The sequence below is a fragment of the Candidatus Dadabacteria bacterium genome, from assembly GCA_009837205.1.
Lineage (GTDB): Bacteria > Desulfobacterota_D > UBA1144 > Nemesobacterales > Nemesobacteraceae > Nemesobacter.
Window position 1 is genome coordinate 1 of record VXTZ01000017.1, and the last position, 23,763, is coordinate 23,763.

At 51.0% G+C, this 23,763-nt stretch carries 20 protein-coding genes; 9 read left to right on the top strand and 11 right to left on the bottom strand.

The window, feature by feature from the left end:
* Window positions 1–14: 14 nt before the first annotated feature.
* The gene (locus F4Z13_03380) at window positions 15–1,529 is read left to right on the top strand and encodes a Fic family protein (GenBank protein MXZ48285.1); all 1,515 of its coding nucleotides are present in this window, start codon (window positions 15–17) and stop codon (window positions 1,527–1,529) included.
* Window positions 1,530–1,597: 68 nt separating this feature from the next.
* On the opposite strand, the gene F4Z13_03385 is transcribed toward F4Z13_03380, so the two are convergent.
* The 4 genes from F4Z13_03385 to F4Z13_03400 all read right to left on the bottom strand — a co-directional run bounded on the left by F4Z13_03385 (window position 1,598) and on the right by F4Z13_03400 (window position 5,728).
* On the bottom strand, window positions 1,598–2,200 hold the full coding sequence (locus F4Z13_03385) for a DUF3365 domain-containing protein (protein MXZ48286.1): 603 nt from the start codon (window positions 2,198–2,200) through the stop codon (window positions 1,598–1,600).
* A gap of 5 nt (window positions 2,201–2,205) precedes the next feature.
* Entirely contained in the window at window positions 2,206–3,519 is a 1,314-nt protein-coding gene (locus F4Z13_03390; protein MXZ48287.1) for an NrfA- nitrite reduction protein, read from the bottom strand.
* Window positions 3,520–3,544: 25 nt separating this feature from the next.
* On the bottom strand, window positions 3,545–4,096 hold the full coding sequence (locus F4Z13_03395; protein MXZ48288.1) for a hypothetical protein: 552 nt from the start codon (window positions 4,094–4,096) through the stop codon (window positions 3,545–3,547).
* A 243-nt stretch (window positions 4,097–4,339) separates the two neighbouring features.
* On the bottom strand, window positions 4,340–5,728 hold the full coding sequence (locus F4Z13_03400; GenBank protein ID MXZ48289.1) for a hypothetical protein: 1,389 nt from the start codon (window positions 5,726–5,728) through the stop codon (window positions 4,340–4,342).
* 502 nt (window positions 5,729–6,230) lie between these two features.
* Between F4Z13_03400 and F4Z13_03405 the strand changes: the two genes are divergently transcribed.
* Window positions 6,231–6,989 (top strand): sulfite exporter TauE/SafE family protein, encoded by a 759-nt coding sequence (locus F4Z13_03405; GenBank protein ID MXZ48290.1) that lies wholly within the window; start codon window positions 6,231–6,233, stop codon window positions 6,987–6,989.
* Between the two features lie 14 nt (window positions 6,990–7,003).
* Here F4Z13_03405 and F4Z13_03410 read toward each other — a convergent pair whose 3' ends face one another.
* Both F4Z13_03410 and F4Z13_03415 read right to left on the bottom strand, forming a co-directional pair.
* Window positions 7,004–9,034: an ABC transporter ATP-binding protein gene (locus F4Z13_03410; protein MXZ48291.1), complete on the bottom strand. Its 2,031-nt coding sequence runs from the start codon at window positions 9,032–9,034 to the stop codon at window positions 7,004–7,006.
* Window positions 9,035–9,043: 9 nt separating this feature from the next.
* Window positions 9,044–10,822 (bottom strand): ABC transporter ATP-binding protein, encoded by a 1,779-nt coding sequence (locus tag F4Z13_03415; protein ID MXZ48292.1) that lies wholly within the window; start codon window positions 10,820–10,822, stop codon window positions 9,044–9,046.
* 148 nt (window positions 10,823–10,970) lie between these two features.
* Here F4Z13_03415 and F4Z13_03420 point away from each other — a divergent pair, with 148 nt between their 5' ends.
* The 5 genes from F4Z13_03420 (at window position 10,971) to F4Z13_03440 (ending at window position 14,732) form a co-directional block, all read left to right on the top strand.
* Window positions 10,971–11,591 carry a DUF1949 domain-containing protein gene (locus F4Z13_03420; GenBank protein ID MXZ48293.1) on the top strand — a complete coding sequence of 207 codons (621 nt, stop codon included), beginning with the start codon at window positions 10,971–10,973 and terminating at the stop codon, window positions 11,589–11,591.
* Window positions 11,592–11,679: 88 nt separating this feature from the next.
* Window positions 11,680–12,192, top strand: a complete 513-nt coding sequence (locus tag F4Z13_03425; protein MXZ48294.1) for a hypothetical protein — start codon at window positions 11,680–11,682, stop codon at window positions 12,190–12,192.
* A 91-nt stretch (window positions 12,193–12,283) separates the two neighbouring features.
* Complete coding sequence (locus tag F4Z13_03430; protein ID MXZ48295.1) at window positions 12,284–13,066, top strand: aldo/keto reductase; 783 nt, start codon at window positions 12,284–12,286, stop codon at window positions 13,064–13,066.
* 73 nt (window positions 13,067–13,139) lie between these two features.
* Window positions 13,140–14,465, top strand: a complete 1,326-nt coding sequence (locus F4Z13_03435) for an ammonium transporter (GenBank protein MXZ48296.1) — start codon at window positions 13,140–13,142, stop codon at window positions 14,463–14,465.
* Between the two features lie 36 nt (window positions 14,466–14,501).
* Window positions 14,502–14,732 carry a hypothetical protein gene (locus F4Z13_03440; protein MXZ48297.1) on the top strand — a complete coding sequence of 77 codons (231 nt, stop codon included), beginning with the start codon at window positions 14,502–14,504 and terminating at the stop codon, window positions 14,730–14,732.
* On the opposite strand, the gene F4Z13_03445 is transcribed toward F4Z13_03440, so the two are convergent.
* Window positions 14,733–15,209: a bifunctional nuclease family protein gene (locus tag F4Z13_03445; protein ID MXZ48298.1), complete on the bottom strand. Its 477-nt coding sequence runs from the start codon at window positions 15,207–15,209 to the stop codon at window positions 14,733–14,735. It abuts the gene before it with no gap.
* Between the two features lie 18 nt (window positions 15,210–15,227).
* The gene (gene miaB, locus F4Z13_03450; GenBank protein MXZ48299.1) at window positions 15,228–16,538 is read right to left on the bottom strand and encodes a tRNA (N6-isopentenyl adenosine(37)-C2)-methylthiotransferase MiaB; all 1,311 of its coding nucleotides are present in this window, start codon (window positions 16,536–16,538) and stop codon (window positions 15,228–15,230) included.
* 565 nt (window positions 16,539–17,103) lie between these two features.
* On the opposite strand from miaB, the gene F4Z13_03455 reads away from it, so the two are divergent.
* Window positions 17,104–18,522 (top strand): hypothetical protein, encoded by a 1,419-nt coding sequence (locus F4Z13_03455; GenBank protein ID MXZ48300.1) that lies wholly within the window; start codon window positions 17,104–17,106, stop codon window positions 18,520–18,522.
* A gap of 225 nt (window positions 18,523–18,747) precedes the next feature.
* On the top strand, window positions 18,748–20,559 hold the full coding sequence (gene uvrC / locus F4Z13_03460) for an excinuclease ABC subunit UvrC (GenBank protein MXZ48301.1): 1,812 nt from the start codon (window positions 18,748–18,750) through the stop codon (window positions 20,557–20,559).
* A 48-nt stretch (window positions 20,560–20,607) separates the two neighbouring features.
* On the opposite strand, the gene argF is transcribed toward uvrC, so the two are convergent.
* Genes argF through argB form a run of 3 tightly spaced genes read right to left on the bottom strand, consistent with a single transcriptional unit; the run spans window position 20,608 to window position 23,604 of the window.
* A complete protein-coding gene (argF, locus tag F4Z13_03465) occupies window positions 20,608–21,525 on the bottom strand; it encodes an ornithine carbamoyltransferase (GenBank protein ID MXZ48302.1) in 918 nt (305 codons plus the stop codon).
* The gene (locus F4Z13_03470; protein ID MXZ48303.1) at window positions 21,518–22,711 is read right to left on the bottom strand and encodes an aspartate aminotransferase family protein; all 1,194 of its coding nucleotides are present in this window, start codon (window positions 22,709–22,711) and stop codon (window positions 21,518–21,520) included. The genes argF and F4Z13_03470 overlap by 8 nt, the downstream gene beginning before the upstream one ends.
* Window positions 22,712–22,722: 11 nt before the next feature.
* Window positions 22,723–23,604 carry an acetylglutamate kinase gene (gene argB / locus F4Z13_03475; GenBank protein ID MXZ48304.1) on the bottom strand — a complete coding sequence of 294 codons (882 nt, stop codon included), beginning with the start codon at window positions 23,602–23,604 and terminating at the stop codon, window positions 22,723–22,725.
* Window positions 23,605–23,763: the final 159 nt, after the last annotated feature.

The following is a 23,763-nucleotide window of genomic DNA, read 5'->3' on the forward strand; positions in this document are numbered from 1 at the left end:
TATTGGATAAGTCCATGAAAACAAGCGTTTCAATCATACGGCCCGCAGGCTACGCTTGGCTGCTGAGCAGATTTGAATTGACCGCACTGCCCAACTGGCACAGTTCCTTTGTTGCGGCAACCGGTGGTCGGCAGCAGAAAGTACAAGGTGGTAGAGTTGAAGATATTTATTCTCTTCAATACTGGCCTGGTGAAAAGATAGGAGACCATCTGGAATTTGCCTTGAAATATGATGGCGTAAGCCTTAGCTCCTTAAAGGTTGTTTTTGATGCCGTTGCGGAAACTGAGCTTGTCGATTACATCAAATCCAAGCCAACGGGAAAGTATGCTCGTCGCATCTGGTTTTTTTTCGAGTTTTTAACTGGTCGCAGGTTACCCATTGATGATTTGTCCAAGGGGAATTATCTGGAAGTGCTTGAACCGGACATCTATTACACTCTCTCCCGGGGTGAAAAATCTCAAAGACACCGTGTTATCAATAATTTGCTTGGACCAAGGGAATTTTGTCCTATTGTCAGGAAAACGGAGAAGCTTGGAGAAATGGATCAGACTGATTTTCGAGACAGATGCGAGAAGATAGTCGAATCGTATCCTCCGCAACTACTTAGGAGAGCATTAAGTTATCTTTACAGCAAAGAAACCAAATCTTCTTTTGAAATAGAAAACATTAAACCCGACGCGTCGCGGACCGAAAAATTCATAGCGTCCTTGGAGATGGCGCGACGGCAGGATTTCTGCGACAAGGAGTTGTTAATCGCCCTGCAGAATCGAATTGTCGATCCACGTTTCATAAACGAAGATTATCGAACGGTTCAAAATTATGTAGGTCAGACGATTTCCTATCAAAAAGAGTTAATTCATTATGTGTGTCCCAAGCCGGAAGATCTTCCCGACTTGATGCGGGGGCTCCTGACTTCTCATCGGCTTATGATGACCGGCGGTGTTTCAGCTATTGTTCACGCTGCCGTAGTAGCCTACGGGTTTGTCTTTATTCATCCGTTTGAAGATGGTAACGGTCGAATCCACCGGTTTTTGATCCACAATATTTTTTCCATTCGAGGAATGGTTCCGGAAGGTCTGATGTTTCCCGTGTCTGCTGTAATGCTTAACAATCCGGAAGGCTACGATGATTCTTTAGAGGCATTTTCACTTCCCTTGAACCAACTTGTGGAATACAGCTTGGATGGGCTTGCCCAGATGACCGTCCACAACGATACTGCGTACTGGTATCGTTACATTGATATGACGGCACAAGCGGAAGCTTTGCATGATTTTGTCGTTCAAACCGTCGAAAGCGAACTTGTAGAGGAACTGAACTTCCTCGCAAACTATGACAGCACAAAAAAGGCGATTCAGGATGTTATCGATATGCCCGACCGCCTGATAGATTTGTTTATCCGGATTTGCCTTGAAAACAAAGGCAGACTGTCTGCGAACAAAAGAAAGTCGCATTTTGATTTCTTAAGCGACGGCGAACTTTTTTTGATGGAAAGTGCCGTCAGGGAAAAATACCGTGCGTTAGCGCAATAGCTTCTGACCGCTAAGGGTGGACCGGCCTTCGAAGTCTCATTCCGTCCGGGTTCCCCGGGCTGTGGTTGTTAACGTTGCGAAAGTGGTATGCGGATGACAACGCCGCCCATGGTCTTGCCAAGCTTGAAATCGCTTCGCGGACTGTCTTTGTGATTGTTATGGCAGTTAATGCATGCGGGAGCCACGGCGACATCCGGGTAGACCGCCGTGAAGAATGTTTTTCCGCCCAGCGTCTCTTCCGCGTAAAAAGGCTTCTGTTTCTTTGCTACCGCTTCAAGCCCTTGCTTTTCCACTTCGGTTTTAGGCGCGTTCTGCTTGTTAACCGGCCAGAGCGAAAGAAGGGAATAGGTGAAAACATCGGTTTTGTCCGAAACCATCTTGGCTCCCATGCGGAACATCTGGGCCGGCAGTGGGAGCGCCTTGTCATCTTTCCAGTGCTCGCTCGCCTCGATAACTTTCTCTTCGTCCTGCAGACGATCGACCACTTTGCGGGTGTAGACGGTCCGGTCGGATTCTATGACGGCGTAAAGCGCGTCGGCCATCGTTCTGGGAGTGAAGGTAGTGCCGGATTCCTGGTTGTTCCCGCTGCCCCCGCCACTGCCGCCGCATCCTGTTGCCAGAGCGGCCAGAAGAAACCCGCCCAGTGTTAATGTGCGGACAGTTCTGTTCATGATCATCATTTCTTTTTTCTCCTCAGGTCTTCAACCGCCCGCTGCACTGCCATATCGACGCTTTCGACATGGCGGGACGGCTGTCCCTTGAAATTCCGCTCGATGAGGACCGGGTCCGCAAGAGCATCGATCGAAAAAGGAAGTCCGTGACATTTCATGCAGACGCCGCGGATCATCTTCTCGTTCGGCTGCAGGTTCATATTTTGATTATGCTGAACCAAAACCCGTTTGTCATCACTTTTTTTGTGCGTCTCCCGGGGCAGGTGACAGGTGGCGCAACTCACACCGCTTCCCGGGGCTCCGAGGCCGCTTGCCTCCGCCTGCCAGAGTTCGAAGTGTAGGGAATCCTTGTAGGAATTGCTGTGGGTATCTGTGTGACACCCGAGGCAGGAATCCACCGCGGCCTGGGCGGTATCGAATTCATGGGCACCGTGGCACGACGTGCAGCCGAGTTCGCGTTGCGCTGCCTCGGAGTCCATGGGCAGACGTGCGAGCGACGGCGACATGGGCGAGAGGCCCGAGGCAAGGCGCATGCCGTGTTTTCCCGCAAGAAACCCCGAGACTTCGTTTTCATGGCAGGACTCACACGCCTCGTGAGTCAGCGAATCGCTCCACCGTGCTCCGGGGCTCTCACCGACATGGCAGTTTGAGCAGTTGACCCCCGCGCGTGCGTGGACGGTGCCAGCCCATTCGGCAAGCAGAGCCGGGTCGACCTCCCTGTCTGTCGGTGCGTCGTGCTCCCTAGAAGAAAGAAGGGGTCCGACAGCCTCGGGTTCGTCTCTTTCAGCCACAAGCGGCGTTGCAAGCAATCCGGGCTCGTCGCTGTGCTGAAGCAGAAAGTCCTCATAGAGAGCCCTGTTATCGTGGTAGTTGTGACAACCAGCCGCGGCACAGGTGTTAAAGTCCATCTCCGTGTGGGTCGGGCGCTGCTCGGCGATATCAAAGTGGCAGTGAAAGCAGTGATCATCGGGCACCGTGACTCCCATAGTGGTTACCATTTCCGGGTGGTGTTCCACATGGCAGCTTACGCACAGGCGCGCGTTTAGCAATTCAAGCTCCGCTAGGCTGCGCGGATCGGTAAATACACTTTCGGCGTGGGAATCATTGGCTATCTCAAGTTCCTTGGCGTGACAATCAATACAGGCTTGCTGTGGAACGCCTTCAAAAGGGATGTGACACGCCTCACACGCAAGTTCGATCTGGTGGTGTCCGTGGGTTGCTTTGCCGGGCAGAAAAGCCTGCTGGTTATCAGTCTGGAGTCGCCAGATGAAGAATCCCGCCAGAAGGAGATTGAGGGAAATCAGAAATCCCCAGAAAATTCGAGCGCGTGTCACAAGTGTATCCTTAGAAGTAATAGACTGACAGGATGTGCAGGGCTATGAGGGCGGGGAGCGGCGAGAGCATCAGCACGTGTATCCAGACCATGCGTCTTCTCCATCTATGGCTCGGATGTCTTGTGAACTGATACCGCGACCATATTCCGGCTGCCGCAAGTGCGCCGCCTAGATTAGCGGCTACAAACACTATCATCAGCGCCAGGTTCAGATTCGAGCCGAACCGCATTCCCGTATGGGCCACCAGCACGATGAGTCCCGCTACGCCCAGTATTCCGTGCAAAACGCGCCAGGATGAAAACGAGCCGAACCGCAGCTGTCTCCAGTGCTTGCGGAAGTAAAGCGATAGGCCTATAAGGGAGAATCCTAGCAGCAAAAATCCCGTGACCTGCTGCCAGAAACCGCTACGCCAGAGTATATCTAAAGGTATGTCCTGGCGGACTGTCCGTGAGTACGGAATCGTCATCACAGAGATTGCTGTAACCAGTATAACGGCCGAAACGGCGGCCGTGACGAGCCCTCTGACTTCCATTCCGTGCCACGGCTTAGTGGACTGTGACATCCTCTGTGCGCTACGGGACATGCTATCAGAATATATGCTTTTCGAGGCTCTTGCCAAGCCAGCTCGGATTGGTCATCTTCTAACCGGTGATTAGTTCCCCCGAAAGCTTGGCAAAGGGTATGAAGTTCCACTCGACGCTTGCAGTTTCAGCGTGCGGATGCACCAATCCGCTTTTCTGCCCGTATCACAAGCCAAGGGTATAATCGCCCGCTGCCGGATCATGCTGGTGAGAAGCCTTGATGATCAGTCATTACACCAATTCCGGAGCTTTCGGAAGAATTCCTTCCGGGTGCGTCTTCCGGGAAAAACTACCGAGAACAAAACAGAAGCTGTCAGGAACAGGTTGAGCAGAGTTCCCTGAGGAGTATTCCCACTCCCGGCAACTGTACACGCTCCGTTGCCTTCATCAGATTCGGGATAAACTCCTGAACCAAAGATATACATGAAGCGACCGATAGGATCTTCATGGTGACCTACGTCTGCTGCTTCAATGTAACTTATCTTGTGCGAATTGCCTGGAACTAGGTTATTTTCCAGCCATTGCGGAGTTGGTTCATCACCGGGACGCAACCAATGATATTCTACAAAGTTGCCCTTTCCATCTTTGGGTGTTCCGTTTTCTGTTACCGAGTTCCTAAGCAGTTCCGCAATATTTTTGTTTTCCTCCCCGTCAATCGGATTTGGATTCGGATCCCTCAGCTTAAGATTCAGTCCGTTCAGTTGAGGACTGTTTCCGTTTAGAACCACGGTGGCATCTTCATCCAATTCCATGATGAAAACGTATATGCTGCCTTCCTTAAAACCTCCTTCTGAAAAACAAGCGATTTTCTTCTGAAATTCCGTGTACCTTATGGAAGCCATGTCGTCAAACCCTATAATCCTATCAGGGTCCGCTTTCCTCAATTCCTCCATCGCTTTTCTTCTGCCATCCACAAGCAGGTCTTGAGTGACGGAGATAACGCTTTTTACATACAGCTTAAGAAGCAGTTTCTGCGTATCCAGACTCTCTTCGTTTTCAACATCCCCGGCGGTGGTATCAAGTTCGAGATCCGTACAGTCGGGTTTGACTACAGCGGAGTCTTCTTTGTCGTGATGAAAACCCGCTATGACTACGAACTCTCCATAGATGGTATCTACTTTCTTTCCGCAAGCCTGTCTGTTTTCTCCGTCGTATCTGTACCCCGTGCAACCCTCTTCTTCGATTAATTGCCTTAAGGTATCCCCGATCTGCGAACCTTGGGCGTCCGGGTTAACCACTTTGCCATACAATTCGGGGTGTCCCGGGTGATTGTCTATGATATTAGCGGAATTTATTATGATGGAGTACATGTCATTGCCATCGTTAAAAACTCCTTGCTTTCTTAGTTCCTCGAAAAATACCACCCAGAGACTTACCAGTTCTTTTTGTTCTTCCAGAGTGGGGTTGGGGTTGTTGATTCTTAATAATGGACTGAAATGTTCAATTATGTGGGAAAGAAACTCCCCCACCTCCGCTTCGCTTGCGATATTGACATCTTCCGCCATCTTGTTGCCCTGACTTTCATTATGAGCCGAAGCTTCAATGCTGAACGAAAAAACAAGCACTAACGAGAAAAACAAGCCCAGAAGCATTCCGTGTGTTTTAACTTTCATCATCTTCCTCCTGATACCGCAATTTCCGATTTGCCGACATTACGCTTTGCCGTGCCTGCTCTGAATAATTTCACGGCCGCATGTTCGGACAGTAATTTCGCAGTCCTCCAGACAACCAGATTCTTTTTTCTTCCTTAAAATTCTAACACATCTGGAATCTTTTATGGAATCACGGGCAAGAATCCGGTAATCACCTCTGTTTTGCTTCCCTGTTGTTCACTCCCTTGGGAGATGAACAACTGCCGGGGTGTGCCAAGAGGCTCGAATTTCCCACAGCCTTTTGGCATACCACCTGCCAATCGAGGCTCTGGAGGCTAATGCCATTTGTTTCGGTTATCATTTAAATGACATTCGAGGGGATTGGGAAAACCCAAGAGAATCGGCCGCGGCGGATGCCGATTCTCTCTAATCTTGTTTTCAGTTCACGGAAAGGGGTTCAGTGCGGGTTGGCGGCGGCAAAAAATTTTCTCCTTACCTCTGTCGTGGCCGGAGTCCGAATAACATGCAAGAATACGATCTTTTTTCTTTAGTTCTGCTTTTTTTCACGGGCGTTCTGGCGGGAGTGATAAACGTGATGGCGGGTGGAGGAAGCAGCATCGTTCTTCCCGTGCTCATATTTCTTGGGATTGATCCCACAGTCGCAAACGGAACAAACAGGGTGGCGATTTTGTTTCAGAATTTCTTTGCGGCTCTTTCCTTCAGAAAAGAGGGCGTTGCCGGCATTAAAACCAGCGTCAGGCTCGCGGCCTTCACCCTCCCCGGTGTTTTGGTGGGAGCTTTTGCGGCGGTGCGGGTGGGAGATGAGCTTTTCGAAAAAATCCTGGCCGTCGTGCTTATCTTCGTCTGCGCATCCTTTTTCCTTAAAGTTGATTCTTTCGGCAAGCTGCTCGGCGGCGGCGAAACAGGGCGGGGATGGGTTCTTTACCCGGCACTTGTGCTTATAGGTTTTTACGGAGGTTTTATCCAGGTCGGCGTGGGACTTTTCATAATGGCGGCTCTTTATCATCTTATGGGAGCATCCCTAGCTAAGGTAAACGCGCACAAGGTGATTGTGGTGCTTATCTACACGATTCCAGCGATCCTCATATTTTTTCTAAGCGGCAACATAAGCTGGTTCATAGGCATCTGTCTCGCCGCGGGAAATTCGGTCGGCGGATGGTTCGGCGCCACGTTTTCCGTAAGGGGCGGCGAAAAATACATAAGGATGGCTCTTGTCGTTGCCGTCGGGATTATGGCTCTTAAGCTTCTCCGGGTATTTTAGGCGCCGGGCAGGTGTTATGCGCCGGAGCCCGGGAGGGGACCCGCCGCGGTTTTTCTCAGAAATTCGTACAGAGTGTGGTAGATGTTTTTGTTCTGAATCAGCTTCTCGTGAGTTCCCTGCTCCACTACTTCCCCCTTATGGATCACTATTACGTTATCAACGTCCTTTAGGGTTGAGAGCTTGTGGGTTATGACCAACCTTGTCTGAGAGCCGGCGGTGCTTCTTATCACTTCCTGTATTCTTTTTTCAGTTTCCGCGTCCAGATGGGAAGTTGCCTCGTCCATTATAAGAAGTTTCGAATTTTTCCTGACCGCTTTTTCGATCGACCGGGCCTGGGTTTCTCCCGAAGAAAGCTTTACGGGTTCGGCTGCCGGACCATCCCGCTCGTCCCTTTCGTCGGATATGTCCTTTTCGAACAGAAACAGGTCTTGGAAGATGGCGGTTATGTTAGAGCGCAGGTACCTGTTTGACAGTTCCTCGATATCTGTGCCGTTAAAGAGAATCTGGCCCCTCTGGGGTTTATAGAATTTAAGGAGCAGGTTCACGATGGTCGTCTTCCCCGCTCCCGTGATTCCCACAAGGGCGGCACTCTCTCCAGATCTTACTGTAAAGGATGCGTTCTTGAGCACCCATTCCCGCTCGTTATACGAAAACCATACGCCCCGGAACTCAAGAAGAGATCCCTCGGTTGTCGCGGGCACCAGAGATCCGCTTCCCTCAGATTTTTCCGCCAGAGTGTCGTAGAGGTTCTCGGAGGCTGCAACGGCGGACTGGAAGACATTGAATTTTTCTGAAAGTTCCTGGATGGGCTTGAATATCATCCTTACGTAGTAAAGAAACGCGAGCAGGGCTCCCAGGGACAGGTCAAGGTTCATGACCCCGATCGCCCCGTACCACAGGATTATCCCGGTTGCCGCTATGCCCACGTACTCTATGGAAGGGCGGAAAATCACGTAGACCCAGAGCTGCTGTATATTGGCCCTGTAGTTTTCCGTGTTTACCTCCCAGAATTTCTCGAAGTTTCTTTTCTCCTTTCCGTAAAGCTTAAGGAGCACTATTCCCCTCATGCTTTCTGCGACAAAGGCGTTAAGCTTGCCTATGGTTCTTCGGATTTCCCTGTACACCAGTCGAAGCTTCATTCGGAAGATGGATACCGTGAAAGTAAGGAACGCCGTAAGCGCGACGATTATAAGCGTGAGCCCGACGTTCATCTTGAACATGATCACCAGAGTGCCGATTATGATTATGATGTCCTTTATGAAGTGTATGAGAACGGAGGTGTACATCTCGTTTATGGCGTTAACGTCGTTTGTGACGCGTGTGGTTATCCTGCCCACGGGATTTCGGTCGAAGTACTGCTGGGGAAGTGAGAGTATATGGGAGAGGGTGTGGTTTCGCATGTCGTGCATTATTTTCTGGCCCGAGTAGTGAAGAATGTAGGTAAAAGAAGAGGTGAAGAGGAAAATTCCAACCACCGATAAAACCACGTATAAAGCGAGGGTCTTGAGCCTTTTTGTCTGTTTTGAGCGAAGAAGCGACACTTCCTCTTTGGCGAGTGATCCAAGGTCTGAGTGAGCCAGAAACGCAACCCCTTCGGTTTCTTCAAACAGGGAAGCGTTTCGGGCTATTATTCCCAAAACCTCCTGCTTTTCATCTTCCTCAAATTCCCCGGGGTTGACCACGATATATTTTGTCTCGGAGAACTCGACGCCCGAGCGTTCGATTCTGTCTTTCTCCGAGGAGGAGAGCTTTGAGAAATCGACCAGAAATCCTCCGTCCGCAAGGGCAAGCGTGGATTCCACCCCGAGTCCCGAGAGCGCCCGCTCCGCTTCTTCCCCTCTCTCGGCCTTGCTCCATGTAGGATAAATATAGTCATCGACCGCGACTTTGATGAGGTAGGGAACCGTGATTTCAAGCGCCGCGGTGGCCATCATCAGAAGAAGGGACAGGGCAAAGTAACCTCTGTACTTTCCCAGAAAGCCCAGAATCCACCCCATGATCTTAAGATCGTAAGTTGATTTCCTGTTTCTCTCCAAGTCGCTCATTTATACACCTTAGACAGACTGCAGTCTTTCAAGCGCGTAGTAAACTCCGCGTCGCTCCACCAGTTCCCTTCGCTCCCCGCTTTCAATTATCTCTCCGTTTTTCATGACCGCGATCCGCGAGAGCCCGACTACGGAGGATATTCTGTTTGAAATTATCACCACCGTGCGCCCGCGCATTGCCTCTATTACGTTTGTTATCACGGTGTTTTCCGTCTGCGGATCAAGGGACGAGAGCACATCATCAAGTATCAGGACTTCGGGATTGAGCACCAAGGCCCTTGCTATGGCTAGGCGTTGTCGCTGTCCTCCCGAGAGGCTGAGTCCCCGCTCTCCCACCACGGTGTCGAATCCCTGCTGAAACTCCATTATCTGTTCGTATATCCCCGCCGTTTTGGCTGCCTGCTCCACCTGCTCGCGGGTTATGCTTGGGTTTATGAAGGTTATGTTGTCATAAACCGTTCCGCTGAACACGGTTATTTCCTGCGGCACATAGACGATGGTCTCCTGAAGGCTTTTTCTTGATATTCCCCTTATGTCGATCCCGTCGACCGTTATTGCGCCCGGTTCGGTCTCGTGGATTTTCATGAGCAGCTTCATCAACGTGGTCTTCCCGGAGCCCACGAGCCCCGTTATTCCCAGAGTCGTCCCGCAGGGTATGTGGAGGTTGACTTCGCGCAGAGCCGGATTGGAGCCGTAGGAGAAGGAAACCCCGGAGAACCTTATGTCTCCCTTGAGTTCGTAGTCTTTCTCCCCTGCCTGGGTGTCGTCTTTTTGTTCAACCGCGAAAATGTCGTTCAGCCTGTTTATCGAGGCGTTCCCCCTTTTTAGAAGATCGATCGCCCATCCCATGGCCATCATCGGCCAGGCGAGCATCATTAGGTAGATGAGTATGGCGGAGAACTCTCCGAGGGTTATTTCGGTACCGATTGCGCCCGCTCCGCCGAAGAAAAGAAACAGGGCCATCGCTAATGAGGGCACGAAATATATAAACGGCTGGAAGCCTGCGCGGATTTTCACTAGGCGTACGTTTTTTTCGAGGTAGTCTTCGCTTGCACGTTCAAAATCCCGCCCCTCGGCCCGCTCAAGTCCGAACGCTTTTACTACCTTGATTCCCGAGACCGGCTTCCTTGCGCTTTCGGTGAGCTCTGAGAAGGAATCTTGGGAGCGCTGGAACCTCTTCTCTATCATGTTTCCGAACTTGTATACGAAGACGGCGAGTGCGGGGAACGGCAAAAACGCGTAGAAGGCCATCTCGGGAGAGATGTAGACCATCGCGGCGAAGATGAAAAAAAACAGGAATACCCCGTCATACGCTATGAGCAGACCCAGGCCACAGGAGAACTTGAGAGTCTCTATGTCGTTTACCGTGTGCGCCATCAAGTCACCGACCTTTCTTGCCGAGAAGAAATCGAAGTTAAGCTTCTGGAGGTGGTCGAAGAAATCGTTTCTGAGCGAGTACTCTATTTTCCTCGCCCCGCCCATTATGAAGTACCGCCAGCCAAAGCGGAAAAACGCCATTAGCAGCCCGAGACCGAGGATGTAGAGGGAGTACTTGGTTATGAGGGAGAAATCTGCGCTCTCCAAGGTGAGCTCATCTATTATCCACTGGATTATTATGGGAACCGATAGCTGCGCCATATCCACCAGCGTGAGAGAGACAAGACCGGTTAGAAACGAGTATCTGTACCGTAAAATAAGGGAGGAAATGCTTGTTTTTTTGACCAATGGTATACGAGCAAATATTTTACGGGACCGAAAAACCAAGCGGCTGCCAAGCCTTGGTCCCATCGGATAAAAAGCAAATTTCCGGCGGCGCGCGACCGCTAAATCATTATACAGTGAAAAACCCGCAGAAGATAATCCGCTGTATCTGCAGGAGCGGTTTTTGCCCGGACGGTCGAGAATAGGGTATTTTTTTCGACCGGAGGCAGATAGCGTGGAGGATGTTTCCTACCAGGTTCCTGCGGGAGTTTCGACGGCGCAGCGGATTATAAAGAAAAGCAGGTTCATAGCTACTGTCGGGCGTGCGGGCACTAGAGGTGAGGCCGAAGATTTCATAGGGAGCGTAAGGGCTCTTCACCCCACGGCAAGCCATAACTGCTATGCGTTTTTGGCCTGCGCCCCGGGGGGAACGGATATCGGTTTCGGCGATGACGGGGAGGTCTCGGGAACCGCCGGGCGGCCCATGATGACTCTTCTGGAACACAGCGGCATAGGGGAGATAGCGGTCGTGGTAACCCGGTATTTCGGAGGGATAAAACTCGGTCCCGGCGGGCTTCTGAGGGCATACACGGAGTCCCTGAGGGCAACCTTGGGGGAGCTTGAGCTTGAAGACCATGTCCCGGTGCGGGCGGGGCACCTTGTTTTTTCCTACGCCCATGAAAATTCCATACGGATTCTGTTTGAGAAGTCAGGCGTTACAATAACGAGCGTCGAGCGCGGGGAGGATGTTCACTTCGACCTCACAGCACCTCTCGGTGTCGCTGCGAGCCTTGAAGAGAAGGTTGCTTCCTTGACTAGGGGGAAATCCAGGCTTGTCTGGAAACAGGCAGACTGAGGGCTCATCGAGAGTGGATATTCCCTGTTCTGCCGTAAGGTCAAAGCCGGTATACTAACCTTCAACCAATTTCGCAGGTGGAGGGGTTATGAACGTCTACGAGTGCGTAAGATCGCTTAGTTCCGTAAGAAGTTACCTCGACGGGGAAGTTCCGGACGAAGTCATCATGGAGGTCATGGAATCGGGGAGGCTCTCGCCGAGTGCCCACAACAATCAACCGTGGGAATTCGTGCTTATAAAGGACCGCGCAATGCTCCGGGAAATGGGAAAGTACTGCACAAGCGGCAGCTTCATTGTGCAGGTGGCTTTTGCGGTGGTGCTTTTGGTGGATCCGCAAAGCAAGTGGCACCAGATCGACGGCACTAGGGCTGCGCAGAACATGGTTTTAGTGGCGTGGAGCCACGGACTCGGGTCTTGCTGGATAGGAAGAATAGAGAAGGAAGAGCTTAAAAGGTATCTTGGAGTGCCGGAAGAGCTCGATGTTCTTACCGTGCTTCCGTTCGGTTACTTCGACAAAAGGCGGGTCGCTACCGGGAAGTTGAGGAAAAGTCCGGACGAGGTCTTTCATCTCGACGGTTACGGAAAAAGAATTTCGAGATAAGAGGCTTGCGGGACTTTTTCGCGCCGGCCGTCTACAAACTCATCCACTCGGACGAGCGACTTAGCGGCACAAAGCATAAGAACTGCGCAGGATGAATTTTAAGAAGCTTGGAAACACGGAAGTTCTCGTTCCCGAGATCGGACTCGGCACGTGGAACTACAAGGGGGGAGTGGAACCTCTGAGGGCAGGCATCAAGCTAGGGGCTTCGCTTATAGACACCGCCGAGGGGTACTACACGGAAGATATAGTCGGAGAGGCCGTGCGTCCCTTTAGGGACGAGGTCATCATAGCGACAAAGGTTTCGGGAAGGAACCTTGCCCACGACAGTGTGCTTAGGTCCTGCGAGGCGAGTCTCGAGAAGCTTGGCACGGACTGGATAGATCTTTACCAGATACACTGGCCGAACCCCCTCTATCCGATAGAGGGGACAATGAGAGCGCTTGAGAAGCTGGTTGACCGCGGATGCGTGAGCTACGTCGGGGTGAGCAATTTTTCCGCGAGGCAGATACGCGAGGCCCAGAACTATTTCCCTAACTATCCGATAGTCTCAAACCAGGTGCTCTACAACCTTAGATCAAGGAACATACAAAAAGAGCTGCTTCCCTACTGCCTGGATAACGACGTAACCGTAATGGCCTACACCCCGCTTGACGCCGGAAGACTCTGCCGCCCCCGTCATGGCAGTGTTTTGTCCCAGATAGCGGCCGAGACCGGGAAGACGGAGGCACAGGTTGCCCTTAACTGGTGTGTTTGCCAGGAGAACGTCATCGTGATTCCGAAGGCGGATTCGGTGGCGAGAACGGTCGAGAACTGCGGGGCCTCGGGATGGAGGCTTTCCCAGGAGCAGTTGCGCATGCTCGATGAGACATTCTGAAGTTTCGTTCTACGGTCCCATTATGTGATATACTTAGCGGGTTGAATATGGAATAAGAGGAGGAGAGTGTGCGATGAGTTTAAAAAAAACGCTTTCACTTTTGGTTTTCTTTTTTGTTTTAGCTTTCTTTTCTTTAACCGACCCCGCTTCGGCGAGCGAGCTTGATACGGGCGATACAGCTTGGATACTGACTTCAACCGCGCTTGTTCTTTTCATGACGATTCCCGGGCTTGCGCTTTTCTACGGGGGGCTAGTCGGCAAAAAAAACGTTCTTTCGCTGCTGATGCAGTGCTTTTCCATTACCGCAGTCGTAACGGTTATATGGACGTTTTTCGGTTACAGCATGGCTTTTGACACTACCGGCATGGTAGCGGGAGAAGTCGGGATGAACGCCTTCGTGGGAGGCTTCTCAAAGGCGTTCCTAAACGGTGTGGGTATCGATACTCTTTCGGGGACGATCCCCGAAGTTCTGTTCTTCGCCTTCCAGCTTACCTTCGCGATTATCACTCCGGCACTTATAATCGGGGCGTTTGCCGAGAGAATGAAGTTCTCGGCTATGCTTCTGTTCACCGCCCTTTGGGTGATATTCTGTTACTTCCCGATCGCGCACATGGTCTGGGGAGGGGAGGGTTCCTACCTTGGAGACAAGGGAGTGATTGACTTTGCAGGCGGAATAGTAGTCCATATCACGGCGGGTACCGCGGCCCTTGTGGCGGCGATACTGGTCGGGCCCAGGAGAGGCTACCCCAGACAACTTGCGCTTCCGCACAATCTCACTCTTACGATGATAGGTACCGCGATGCTCTGGGTCGGATGGTTCGGATTTAACGGAGGAAGCGCCCTTGCGGCCGGTGGGCAGGCGGCCATGGCGGTCGTCGTGACCCAGATTTCTCCATGCGTTGCCGCTCTCACCTGGATATTTCTTGAAAGCGTAAGATCGGGCAAGCCCAGCGCTCTTGGTTTCGCCACTGGGGCCATCGCGGGTCTCGCAGCCATAACTCCCGCCTCTGGCACTGTGGGACCGCTTGGAGCCATAGTCATAGGATGCGCATCTTCTGTGCTTGCCTACATAGCAGCCACTTACATCAAGTTCCGTTTCAATTATGACGACGCGCTTGACGTCGTGGGAGTTCACGGAGTCGGAGGTCTGGTAGGAATCATCTTGGTAGGAGTGTTTGCCTCGAACTCTTTCGGCGGTTCGATCGTGGATCTCGATATAGGCGCGCAGTTAGGCATACAGATCTACGGGGGAATATTCGCGGTTGTATACACTGCCATAGTGAGCTATATAGTGCTCAAGGTCGTTGACATGCTCGTCGGACTCAGGGTCACCGAGGATGAAGAAACCGAAGGTCTTGACATAACGGATCACGGAGAGTCGGGTTACTACGGCATCTAGAGTGGGGGCGGAAACCAGCGCACACATGGTTTACGAATGAGTACTCAGGCGCGGGACGCAAGGACCTGCGCCTGCGGGTACTCCGTTGGGGACCCGTGGGTGGTTCCGAAGCAGAGGTACTCTCTTTTCGGCTGGTTCGTGATGAGTTGCGGGATAAGCTACCCGCCGAAGCGGATCAGCATAGAGTGTGACCGTTGCGGGGAAGTTTTTGACGTGATCGAGGGAGACGGAAAATTCCTTGATGAGTATATGCTCCGCAACCGCTGATCACATCTTGTACTTGCCGAAATCCTCATCCGGTATGTCTTCGAGGACATCGCCCGCGCTTTGGCCCTTATCCCCGACTTTTACACTGAGAGCGGCCTTTAGCACCTCTTCGTCGACCATGATGCGGCACCCGGTCCTGAGCGCTATCGCTATGGCGTCGCTCGGGCGGGAATCCACCAGGAGTTCCTCTCCGTCTTTTTTTATACGAAGGCGGGCGTAAAAGGTGTTTTCCCGTAGTTCCGTGATCTCTATTTCAATGACCTCATAGCCTGTGGCGGCGATTACGTTTTTCAGAAGATCGTGGGTGAGGGGTCTTGGTCTCGGAGTTTTTTTGATCTCCATTGCTATGGCGCTTGCCTCCTCGAATCCTATCCAGAGAGGAAGACTTCTTTCCCCTTCCTCTTCATTCAGAATAACGACAGGCATATCGGTAAACGGGTCGGCGACTATGCAGGAAACCTTCATCTCAAGAAACATTTTTTCTCCCTCCCTGTGTTAATTCAGATATTGTCCTCTAAGCGAATTCGCAAGTCCTTCAGTTATCCTTACGTCCACCATTTTTCCGATAAGCTCTTTTTCTCCGGGGAAATTCACTATCCTGTTGTGTTCGGTTCTCCCAGAAAGCCACGAGGAGTCATTTCTGCTCGCATCCTCAACCAGCACCTGCTCGGATTTGCCTATCCTCTGTGCGTTCTTCGCAAGAGTAACTGCCCGCTGATATTCCTGAAGGCGCGCGAGCCTCTGGCCTGCCGTCGAGTCTTCCACCCTTTCTCCTGATCTCCAAAGCTCCTCCCCCACCGTTCCGGGGCGCGGTGAGTATTTAAATGAAAAGGAACTGTCGAACCCCACTTGTTCGACAAGGCTCATCGTCTCCTCGAAGTCATCTTCTGTTTCCCCGGGGAACCCTACTATTATATCAGAAGACACGGCTATGTCCGGCATGGCGTCCCTGAGCCTGTTAACGGAATCTATGTACCAGCTCCTTGAGTAGGTCCTGTTCATGAGCCTCAGCACCTTGTCTGAGCCCGACTGCACGGGCAGATGAATGTGGCGGCATACCTTGGGTATGTCTGCCATTGCCTCCACCATTTTTTTCGTTATGTCTCTCGGATAAGAGGTCGTAAACCTTATTCTCTCAAGACCGTCAAGCTCCCCGAGCACCCGAAGCAGGTCCCCGAACTTAAGCCCGCCGAGTTTCCACGAATTCACCGTCTGTCCTATGAGGGTTATTTCCTTCACTCCCTTTGCTATAAGGTGCCGGGCTTCGGCGATTATGTCCTCGAGGGGTCTGTTAACCTCGGAGCCCCTTACCGTGGGCACTATGCAGTAAGCGCATTTTTTGTTGCATCCCTGCTGTATGGACACAAATGCCGTGGGTTTTCCCTCCTCGTGGTAGGGGAGGATGTCGAAAGGTTCCTGCACGTCAAAGGACGTCTCGACGGGCCTCGATTTCTTCTCTTTTATCTCTTCTATAAGCTGCGGGAGTTGCGGAATTGCCCTGGGTCCGAGCACGAAATCAAGATGCGGCATCCTGCGGATGAGTTCCTCTCCGTAGAGCTGTGCCACGCACCCGGACACGCCGACTATAAGCTCCGGGTTTTTTGCCTTAAGGTGCTTGAAGCGCCCAAGGCTGCTAAGGGCCTTCTGATCGGCCTTTTCCCGTATGGCGCACGTGTTTACGATAACTATGTCGGCCTCTTTTGGGTTTTCGGTGATACTGGCGCCGAGGGCGTTCTGTATCCTGTCCGAGTCATACTCGTTCATCTGGCAACCGTAGGTTTCAAGGTAAAGGGTATTGGTCTTCATGGTTAAGGGAAATCCTAACGCATGGGAATATAAGTATCAAGAAAGGTGTGATGAGCTTTTCTAAAAGAAAATTCCAGCAGCGTCAGCCTCGATTACTTTTAACCTTGCCTGTTGCGGATATAACGAAAAGGATCAGATGGCAAAACCATTTTCTCAGTTACACCAATATCAGGAAAACGGTACTTACATATGAAAAGGTTATTGGCATGTTCAACTTGTCTATAATTGCAAAGGAATTTATAGTTAGTTTTAATTTGTTTGACACTTTTTGTAGATTTAGTAGGTTGGTTTCTTCAGAAACTAAGGTTAATAGGCAGTTGTGCTCTAGACATGAGTAATAAGAATCGATGGATATTCTTTGGGTTGGCGGTATCTATTTTGTCAGCTGTGTCTTTCACTCCTCTGGTAATCCCCTATGGAGTGGCGGAGCCATATTTCCTAGGACTTCCTAGGACTCTCTGGACTGGGTTGGGAATATCACTCTCCATATACGTGCTGCTTGTTTTGGCAATGCTTACGTCCGGTGACCAAGGGTAGTCTGCTTATATAAGAGGAAGAAATAGACATGAACAGGGGAATGGCATTTGTTGCAGTTGCACTAGTATATCTTGCAGTGTTGATATCCCTTGCTGTCATAGGAAACAGGAAAAACAAAGGGGATGAGTACCAATTCCTTCTTGCGGGCGGCAGTCTTGGAACTATAATTGGCTTCTTAACCTTTTTTGCTACCCTCTACAGTACATTCATATTGATAGGGATGCCCAACTTCTTCCGCGTGCACGGCGTGGGAACGTGGATATTCCTTGGCGTTACCGATATGGCTTTAGCCGTTTTCACGCTTTGGCTCTCACTCAAATTAAGGGAAAGGATCTCTTCAACGGATTTTCGGAGCATATCGGATCTGCTACGTGAGACTTTTAGTTCCCGTGGAGTTCTAGTGTATGTTCTGGGCCTTGTCATATTTCTCGTTCCCTACATAGCAATTCAAATAAAAGGAGCGTCGGGCATTCTAGCCCACATTGTTCCCTATGAAGTCCCCCAGTGGGGTTGGGCTGTCATTATACTGTTTCTTATGTATCTGTACTCTTCCATAGGAGGACTCAGAGGTATTATGTACTGTGATTCACTTCAGGGAATTGTACTGTTTACGGTTATATGGATAATGGCATTTATTGTTCTGGATAACTTTGGAGGTATTGGAAAGTTAGTTCAGGCCGTAGCGGAGGAGGAACCTGCGCTGCTATCTACTCCAGGCCCCAAGGGATTGTTATCGGTTCAGTGGCTTATTGCGGGATTTATATCAATTGTGTTGCTACCCGTCTCGCAACCTCAGTTGACTTCGAGGCTCAGCATTCTCAAGGGTTTGAACGAGAGACGCAAAATCCCGGTTTTGCATGCGTCTTTCACCTTCCTGCTTCTGATAGCAGGTCTTATAATCGGTTTATACGGTGCAGTTGCAATACCGGCTAAAACGGGCCCAGAGTTTATTGGCAAACTGATACTTGAGCAGAATCCCGTTATAGGTGCCGTTGCCTTAATAGGCATCCTGGCGGCAGCTATGTCCACATCTGACTCTCAGTTTTTCGCTCTTGGATCTGAGATTAACAATGCTCTTGGCAGGTTTAGCAGGAAGTTAAAGGTATCTCCCATTGTTTTTGTGAAACTAGTTATACTGGTATTCTGCATAGCCTCTTTCATTGTTGCTATGAAGAGTTCTCAGGGAATTATATCTCTTGCTGTGTCGGGATTCATGGGTACTGCTCTCATGGCACCTATGATTCTTACCGCAATTCTATGCAAAGGAAGAAGCTTCAATTCCGTAATCCCAGTTGTTACAGTTATCAGCCTAGTTGTGTTTTTAATGTCGCTTTTCGGACTCGTACCGAAGATGATAATGGGTTTACGCATAGATCTGATACTACTTGCCATCAATACGCTGGTTACGATTTTAGTGGTTTCAATCGAGCTGAAAAAAAACAAATAAAGTATTCCAGTAGATGTCTTGAGACCACGAATTATTAAAAGGCTGTCTCGCCTAATTTCCTCCTTTCAATACAGACCTCCAACAGTTTCCACGCTGACTTAGTACCATTTTTACAGCTTTATAATCTGAAAAGTATTCTCGAAATCATTTAAAATACATATAGGTGAATGAGTTGAAAAGCTTCCTGGATCTTGACATATAGTGGCTTTTGATTTTTTGTATCTTATGCGCGAAAAGATTCTTGAACTCTCCAGATCATTTCCCGCCACTACAGGGGTCTATATAATGAAGGGTCCGGGTGGTACCCCGGTCTACATAGGCAAGGCCAAGAATCTTCGTGCCCGGGTGATGTCCTATTTCCAGGGGGGAAGCGACAGGGGACAGATACCGTATCTGGTAAGGGAAGTCGACTCGATCAATTACGTGGTGACCGAGGGGGAAAGCGAAGCCCTTTTCATCGAGAACTCCCTTATAAAGCGTCACAAACCGAAGTACAACATACGTCTTAAGGACGACAAGACGTTTTCGTCTCTTCGCCTCTCGGTGGGAGAGAGGTTCCCTAGGCTTTCGCGCACAAGGAGAATACGGGACGACGGGGCGCTTTATTTCGGTCCGTTCGCCTCGGGCAAATTCCTTAAGAACACGGTGAACCTCGTCCACAGGCTTTTTCCTCTCAGGGACTGCACTCAGAGCAAGTTCGAAAGGCACAGCACTCGCCCCTGTCTTAACTATTTTATGAAGCTTTGCTCGGGTCCCTGCGCGGGCAAGATCTCGGAGGAGGATTACGGGGAGCTCGTGCATCAGGCCACGTCATTTCTTCGGGGCGAGAGAAAAAAACTGATGAGAATGATCAGGAAGATGATGGAGAGAGCCTCAGAGGAGGGAAGGTATGAAAACGCCGCCTACTACAGGGATCAACTTGTAAGCCTGAAGGAAAACGCCGAGATAGAGAAGGTTACTTCCTCGAGGTTCGAAGACATGGACATAGTGGGTTTTTACAGGGACTCCGAGAACTACGAATTTACCGTCTTGCTCTCGAGGGGCGGCTCGGTGGTCGACAAGCTCGATTTTTCTGTAAAAAGCCCCCACGGCGATGAGGCGGAATGCGTGAGGGAATTTCTCGGCAGGTTTTATTTCTCTGATCACTATATTCCAAAGAGAGTTCTCTTGCCTCTTTCCATAAGGGACCGCGAGGGGTACTCGGAGTGGCTTACTGAGAAAAAGGGAAAGCGGGTTTATGTCGAGACTCCCCAGAGGGGAGCTAAGAGCGAACTCGTCCGCTTCGCGATGAAAAACGCGCGGGAGAGTTTTGCGAGAAAAGCCGAGGAAAAGGCCAAGCAGGGCACACTTCTTCGAGGCATAAGGAAGTCGACCGGGATAAAACGGGTTCCTTATGCCATAGAGTGCTTCGACATATCAAACATCCAGGGGCACCAGACGGTTGCTTCGCTCGTGAGGTTTCGAAACGCGAAGCCTGAGCGGGACAGGTACAGGAGGTACAGGATCACGGCCACCTCGGGCCAGGATGATTTCCGGTCGATGTACGAGGTCGTTTACAGGAGGGCTCTTCGGGTAGGAGATGATAACTGGGATCTTCCGGATCTCATGCTTATAGACGGGGGGAAGGGACAGCTCAATGCCGCCTACGCGGCGCTTCGAGACTGCGGTGTGGAAAACGAGCTTGATCTCGCCTCGATAGCGAAAACCGAGGGCCGGGGCGGAATCGACAGGATTTACGTGCATGGAAAGGGCGAACCTTGCGATTTTTCGTCAAACAAAAAGGGCGTTTACTTCCTGATGAGGGTAAGGGACGAGGCACACCGCTTCGCGATCACCTATCACAGGGAATTAAGGAAAGGCAAGACCCTGGCTTCTCAGATGGACGGCGTTCCGGGCATAGGAAAAAAGAGAAAACTCCTGCTTCTTAATCACTTCGGGAGCGTGGAGAAGATAAAAGGGGCCACCACCGAGGAACTCGCCTCCATAAAGGGGATGACGAAACAGGCCGCGCGCAACGTAAAGAAGTTTCTGCGTTAACCGGACGACGAATTCATTTTCTTTCTGCTGAATGAAGGTGCCGGCGTTTTAGGATGCGAGGTAATCAAGAAGGCAGAATTCAAGTATGGCTTTTCCCGCGTGAAGCTTGTTCTCAGCCTGAGTGAAGGCGATGCAGCTAGAACTGTCCATTACTCCTGCGGTTATCTCTTCTCCCCTGTGAGCCGGAAGACAGTGCATTATCAGGGGCTTTTTGCGGCAGGAGGAAAGAAGTTTCTCGTTTAACTGAAAGGGCCTGAAAATCTCGGTGCCTTTTCCCTCTTCACCCATGCTTACCCAGACGTCGGTGTAGATCACGTCAGCGTCCCTTACCGCGGAGGCGGGGTCGTGGGTGACTTCGATTTCCGAGTTTCCTTGTTCGGAGGCTTCGCCCATAATCGCCGGGTTGGGTTCATATCCCGGGGGAACCGCAAGCGAAAGGTCAAAGCCCATTATCGCGGAGGCGGCCACGAAGGAATTGGCGATATTGTTTCCGTCGCCGAGAAAAGCAAGCTTGAACTTCTCGGGATTTATCCCCTGCTCCGAGATTGAAAAAAGATCGGAGATTATCTGCGTCGGATGTTCAAGGTCGGTAAGGGCGTTTATCACGGGGACTGTCGAGTTCTCCGCAAGCTCGAGGGCTTTTTCCTGTCCGTACGTCCTTATTATTATCCCGTCAAGGTAAGAGGAGAGAATCTTCGCCGTGTCGGCTATGGTCTCCCCCCTTCCGAGCTGGGTATCCGCCGGATTCATGTAAATCCCTTGGGCGCCCAGGTCGAAAAGACCCGCTTCGAAGGAAAGCCTCGTTCTGGTCGACTGTTTTTCAAAAAGAAGACCCACCGACATGCCCGCGAGGCTTCTTGGGCTCTCACCCTGTTTTTTCAGTTCCTTTAGTTCGCCAGAGCGGCGGATTATTTCCCTGATCTCGTTTTTTTGAAGGTCTGAGACGGCAAGAAGATTCCTACCCACTAGAAACCACCTCCTCGATGGATTTCATTATGACAGCGACGGCAAAGTCAATCTCTTCTTTGTTTGTGTTAAGCGGAGGAAGAATCCGAAACACACACTCAACGGTAAGTATAACTAGAAGCCCATTTTTAACTGAGGCCGAAAAACAGTCCCGCGCGAAAGTCCCGTCTGAGAACTCAACCCCGATTATAAGCCCCTTTCCCCGTACCTCTCTTATATGCTCGGGATATTTTTTCCGGACATCTTCAAGCTTGCCAAGAAAATAGTCTCCGAGCTCCCCCGCTCTTTCGACCAGATTTTCCCGAAGTATCGTTTCGATCGCGGCGCAGGCCGCCCCCGCGGCCAGGGGATTTCCACCGAAAGTGCTCCCGTGGGCCCCGGGAGTGAAGTGCTTCGCCACGTCCTCCCTAGCCAGGACCGCTCCACACGGCACCCCGCCGCCGAGAGCCTTTGCGAGTGCCACTATGTCGGGCCTTACGTCCTCGTGCTCGTAGGCAAACAGTCTTCCCGTCCTTCCCATCCCGACCTGAATCTCATCAAGTATGAGCAACATGTCGCTTTTCCCACATATCTCCTCTACCTGCTTTAGATACCCGGGGGGCGGAACGATGACTCCGTTTTCTCCCTGCACCGGTTCGAGAATGACCGCGCAGGGGTTTGTCTCCGAGGCCAGGCGTGCTATCGCCTCGGGGTCCGCGTAGGGAGCGAAGTGGAATCCTTCAAGGAAAGGGGAGAACCCCTCCCTGTATTTTTCAGATTCCGTGGCGCTAAGCGCCCCGAAAGTCCTTCCGTGAAAGGCTCCTTCGGTTGAAATGACCGCGAATTTTCCGCCGTTTTGCGCTCCCCATTTCCTGGCGAGCTTTATCGAGCCTTCAACGGCTTCGGTTCCGCTGTTACAGAAAAACACCTTGTCCGCAAACGAGTTTGAAACGAGCATCTCGGAGAGTGCACTCTGGTTTTCTATGTTAAAGAGGTTTGAGGTGTGAATCAGAGTGGCAGCCTGGGATGTTATGGCGTCCGTGATACTAGGGTGACAGTGCCCGAGGTTGTTAACGGCTATCCCGGCCGTGTAGTCAAGATACTTTTTCCCTTCCGTATCCCAGAGCCACGAACCGCTTCCCTTCCGCATCGTTATGGGAAGACGGCTGTAGGTCTCCATCAGGTATTTTCCCCGCGAGTCTTCCATTTTCCCTGACCTCAAAGGGTTATCTCCGTCCCTATTCCCAGATCTGTAAGAAGCTCAAGTATGAGAGCCCTTTTTACTCCCCCGTTTATTATGTGCACCTTGCTGACCCCTTCTTCCAGAGCCTCAAGCGCGCACATCACCTTGGGGATCATTCCGCTGTTTATCGTCCCGTCCCTGATAAGTTTCTCAGCCTGCTTTTTAGTCACGGAGGATATGAGTTTTCCTTTCTTGTCTAGGATGCCGTCAACGTTGGTCAGCAGTATGAGCTTTGCAGCGCGAAGCGCTCCCGCTATTTTCCCCGCCACGTGGTCCGCATTTATGTTGTAGGTGGTTCCGTCCTCCCCCAACCCTATGGGAGCTATAATCGGAATGATATCTTTGCCTTCAAGCACCCTGATTACCTCGGGATTTACTTCCTGAACTTCGCCCACGTAGCCGAGGTCTGCGTCCTCGGCAATATCTATACGGTGTTTGGCGGCGAATTTGTGAAGGTCGAACTTTTTAGCTTTTATAAGCTTTCCTTCCTTGCCTGAGAGCCCCACCGTTTCCATCTGGTGGCGGTTTATCGACGTTACGATCTGCTGGTTTATCTTTCCGACAAGCACCATCTCGACCACTTCCATTACCTCTCTGCTGGTAACGCGGAGTCCGGCTATGAAGTCGGATTTTATTCCCATAGTGTCGAGATACTCCTGAATCTGGGGTCCTCCTCCGTGCACTACTACCGGTTTTATCCCGACGTACTTCATCAGTATGAGGTCGCGCACGAAATTTGAAAGATCCGTCTTGGCTAAGCTTCCGCCGTATTTGACCACGACGGTTTTGCCGTGAAACGCCTCTATGTAGGGAAGGGCCTCAACCAGTATTTCCGCCCTCTGGGCTGAACTGTTCATGAAAAACTCCTTTCTGCGAAAAAAAACATTATATAGCAACCGGGGTTTTTATTACAACACTTCAAGGATAATCATATATGAGAATTTGGGTTTCGGGGCCGAAAAGAAAACAGCAGTATCCGGGGTCAAGAAATCTCCCGAGGACGCAAAAACGCCTCA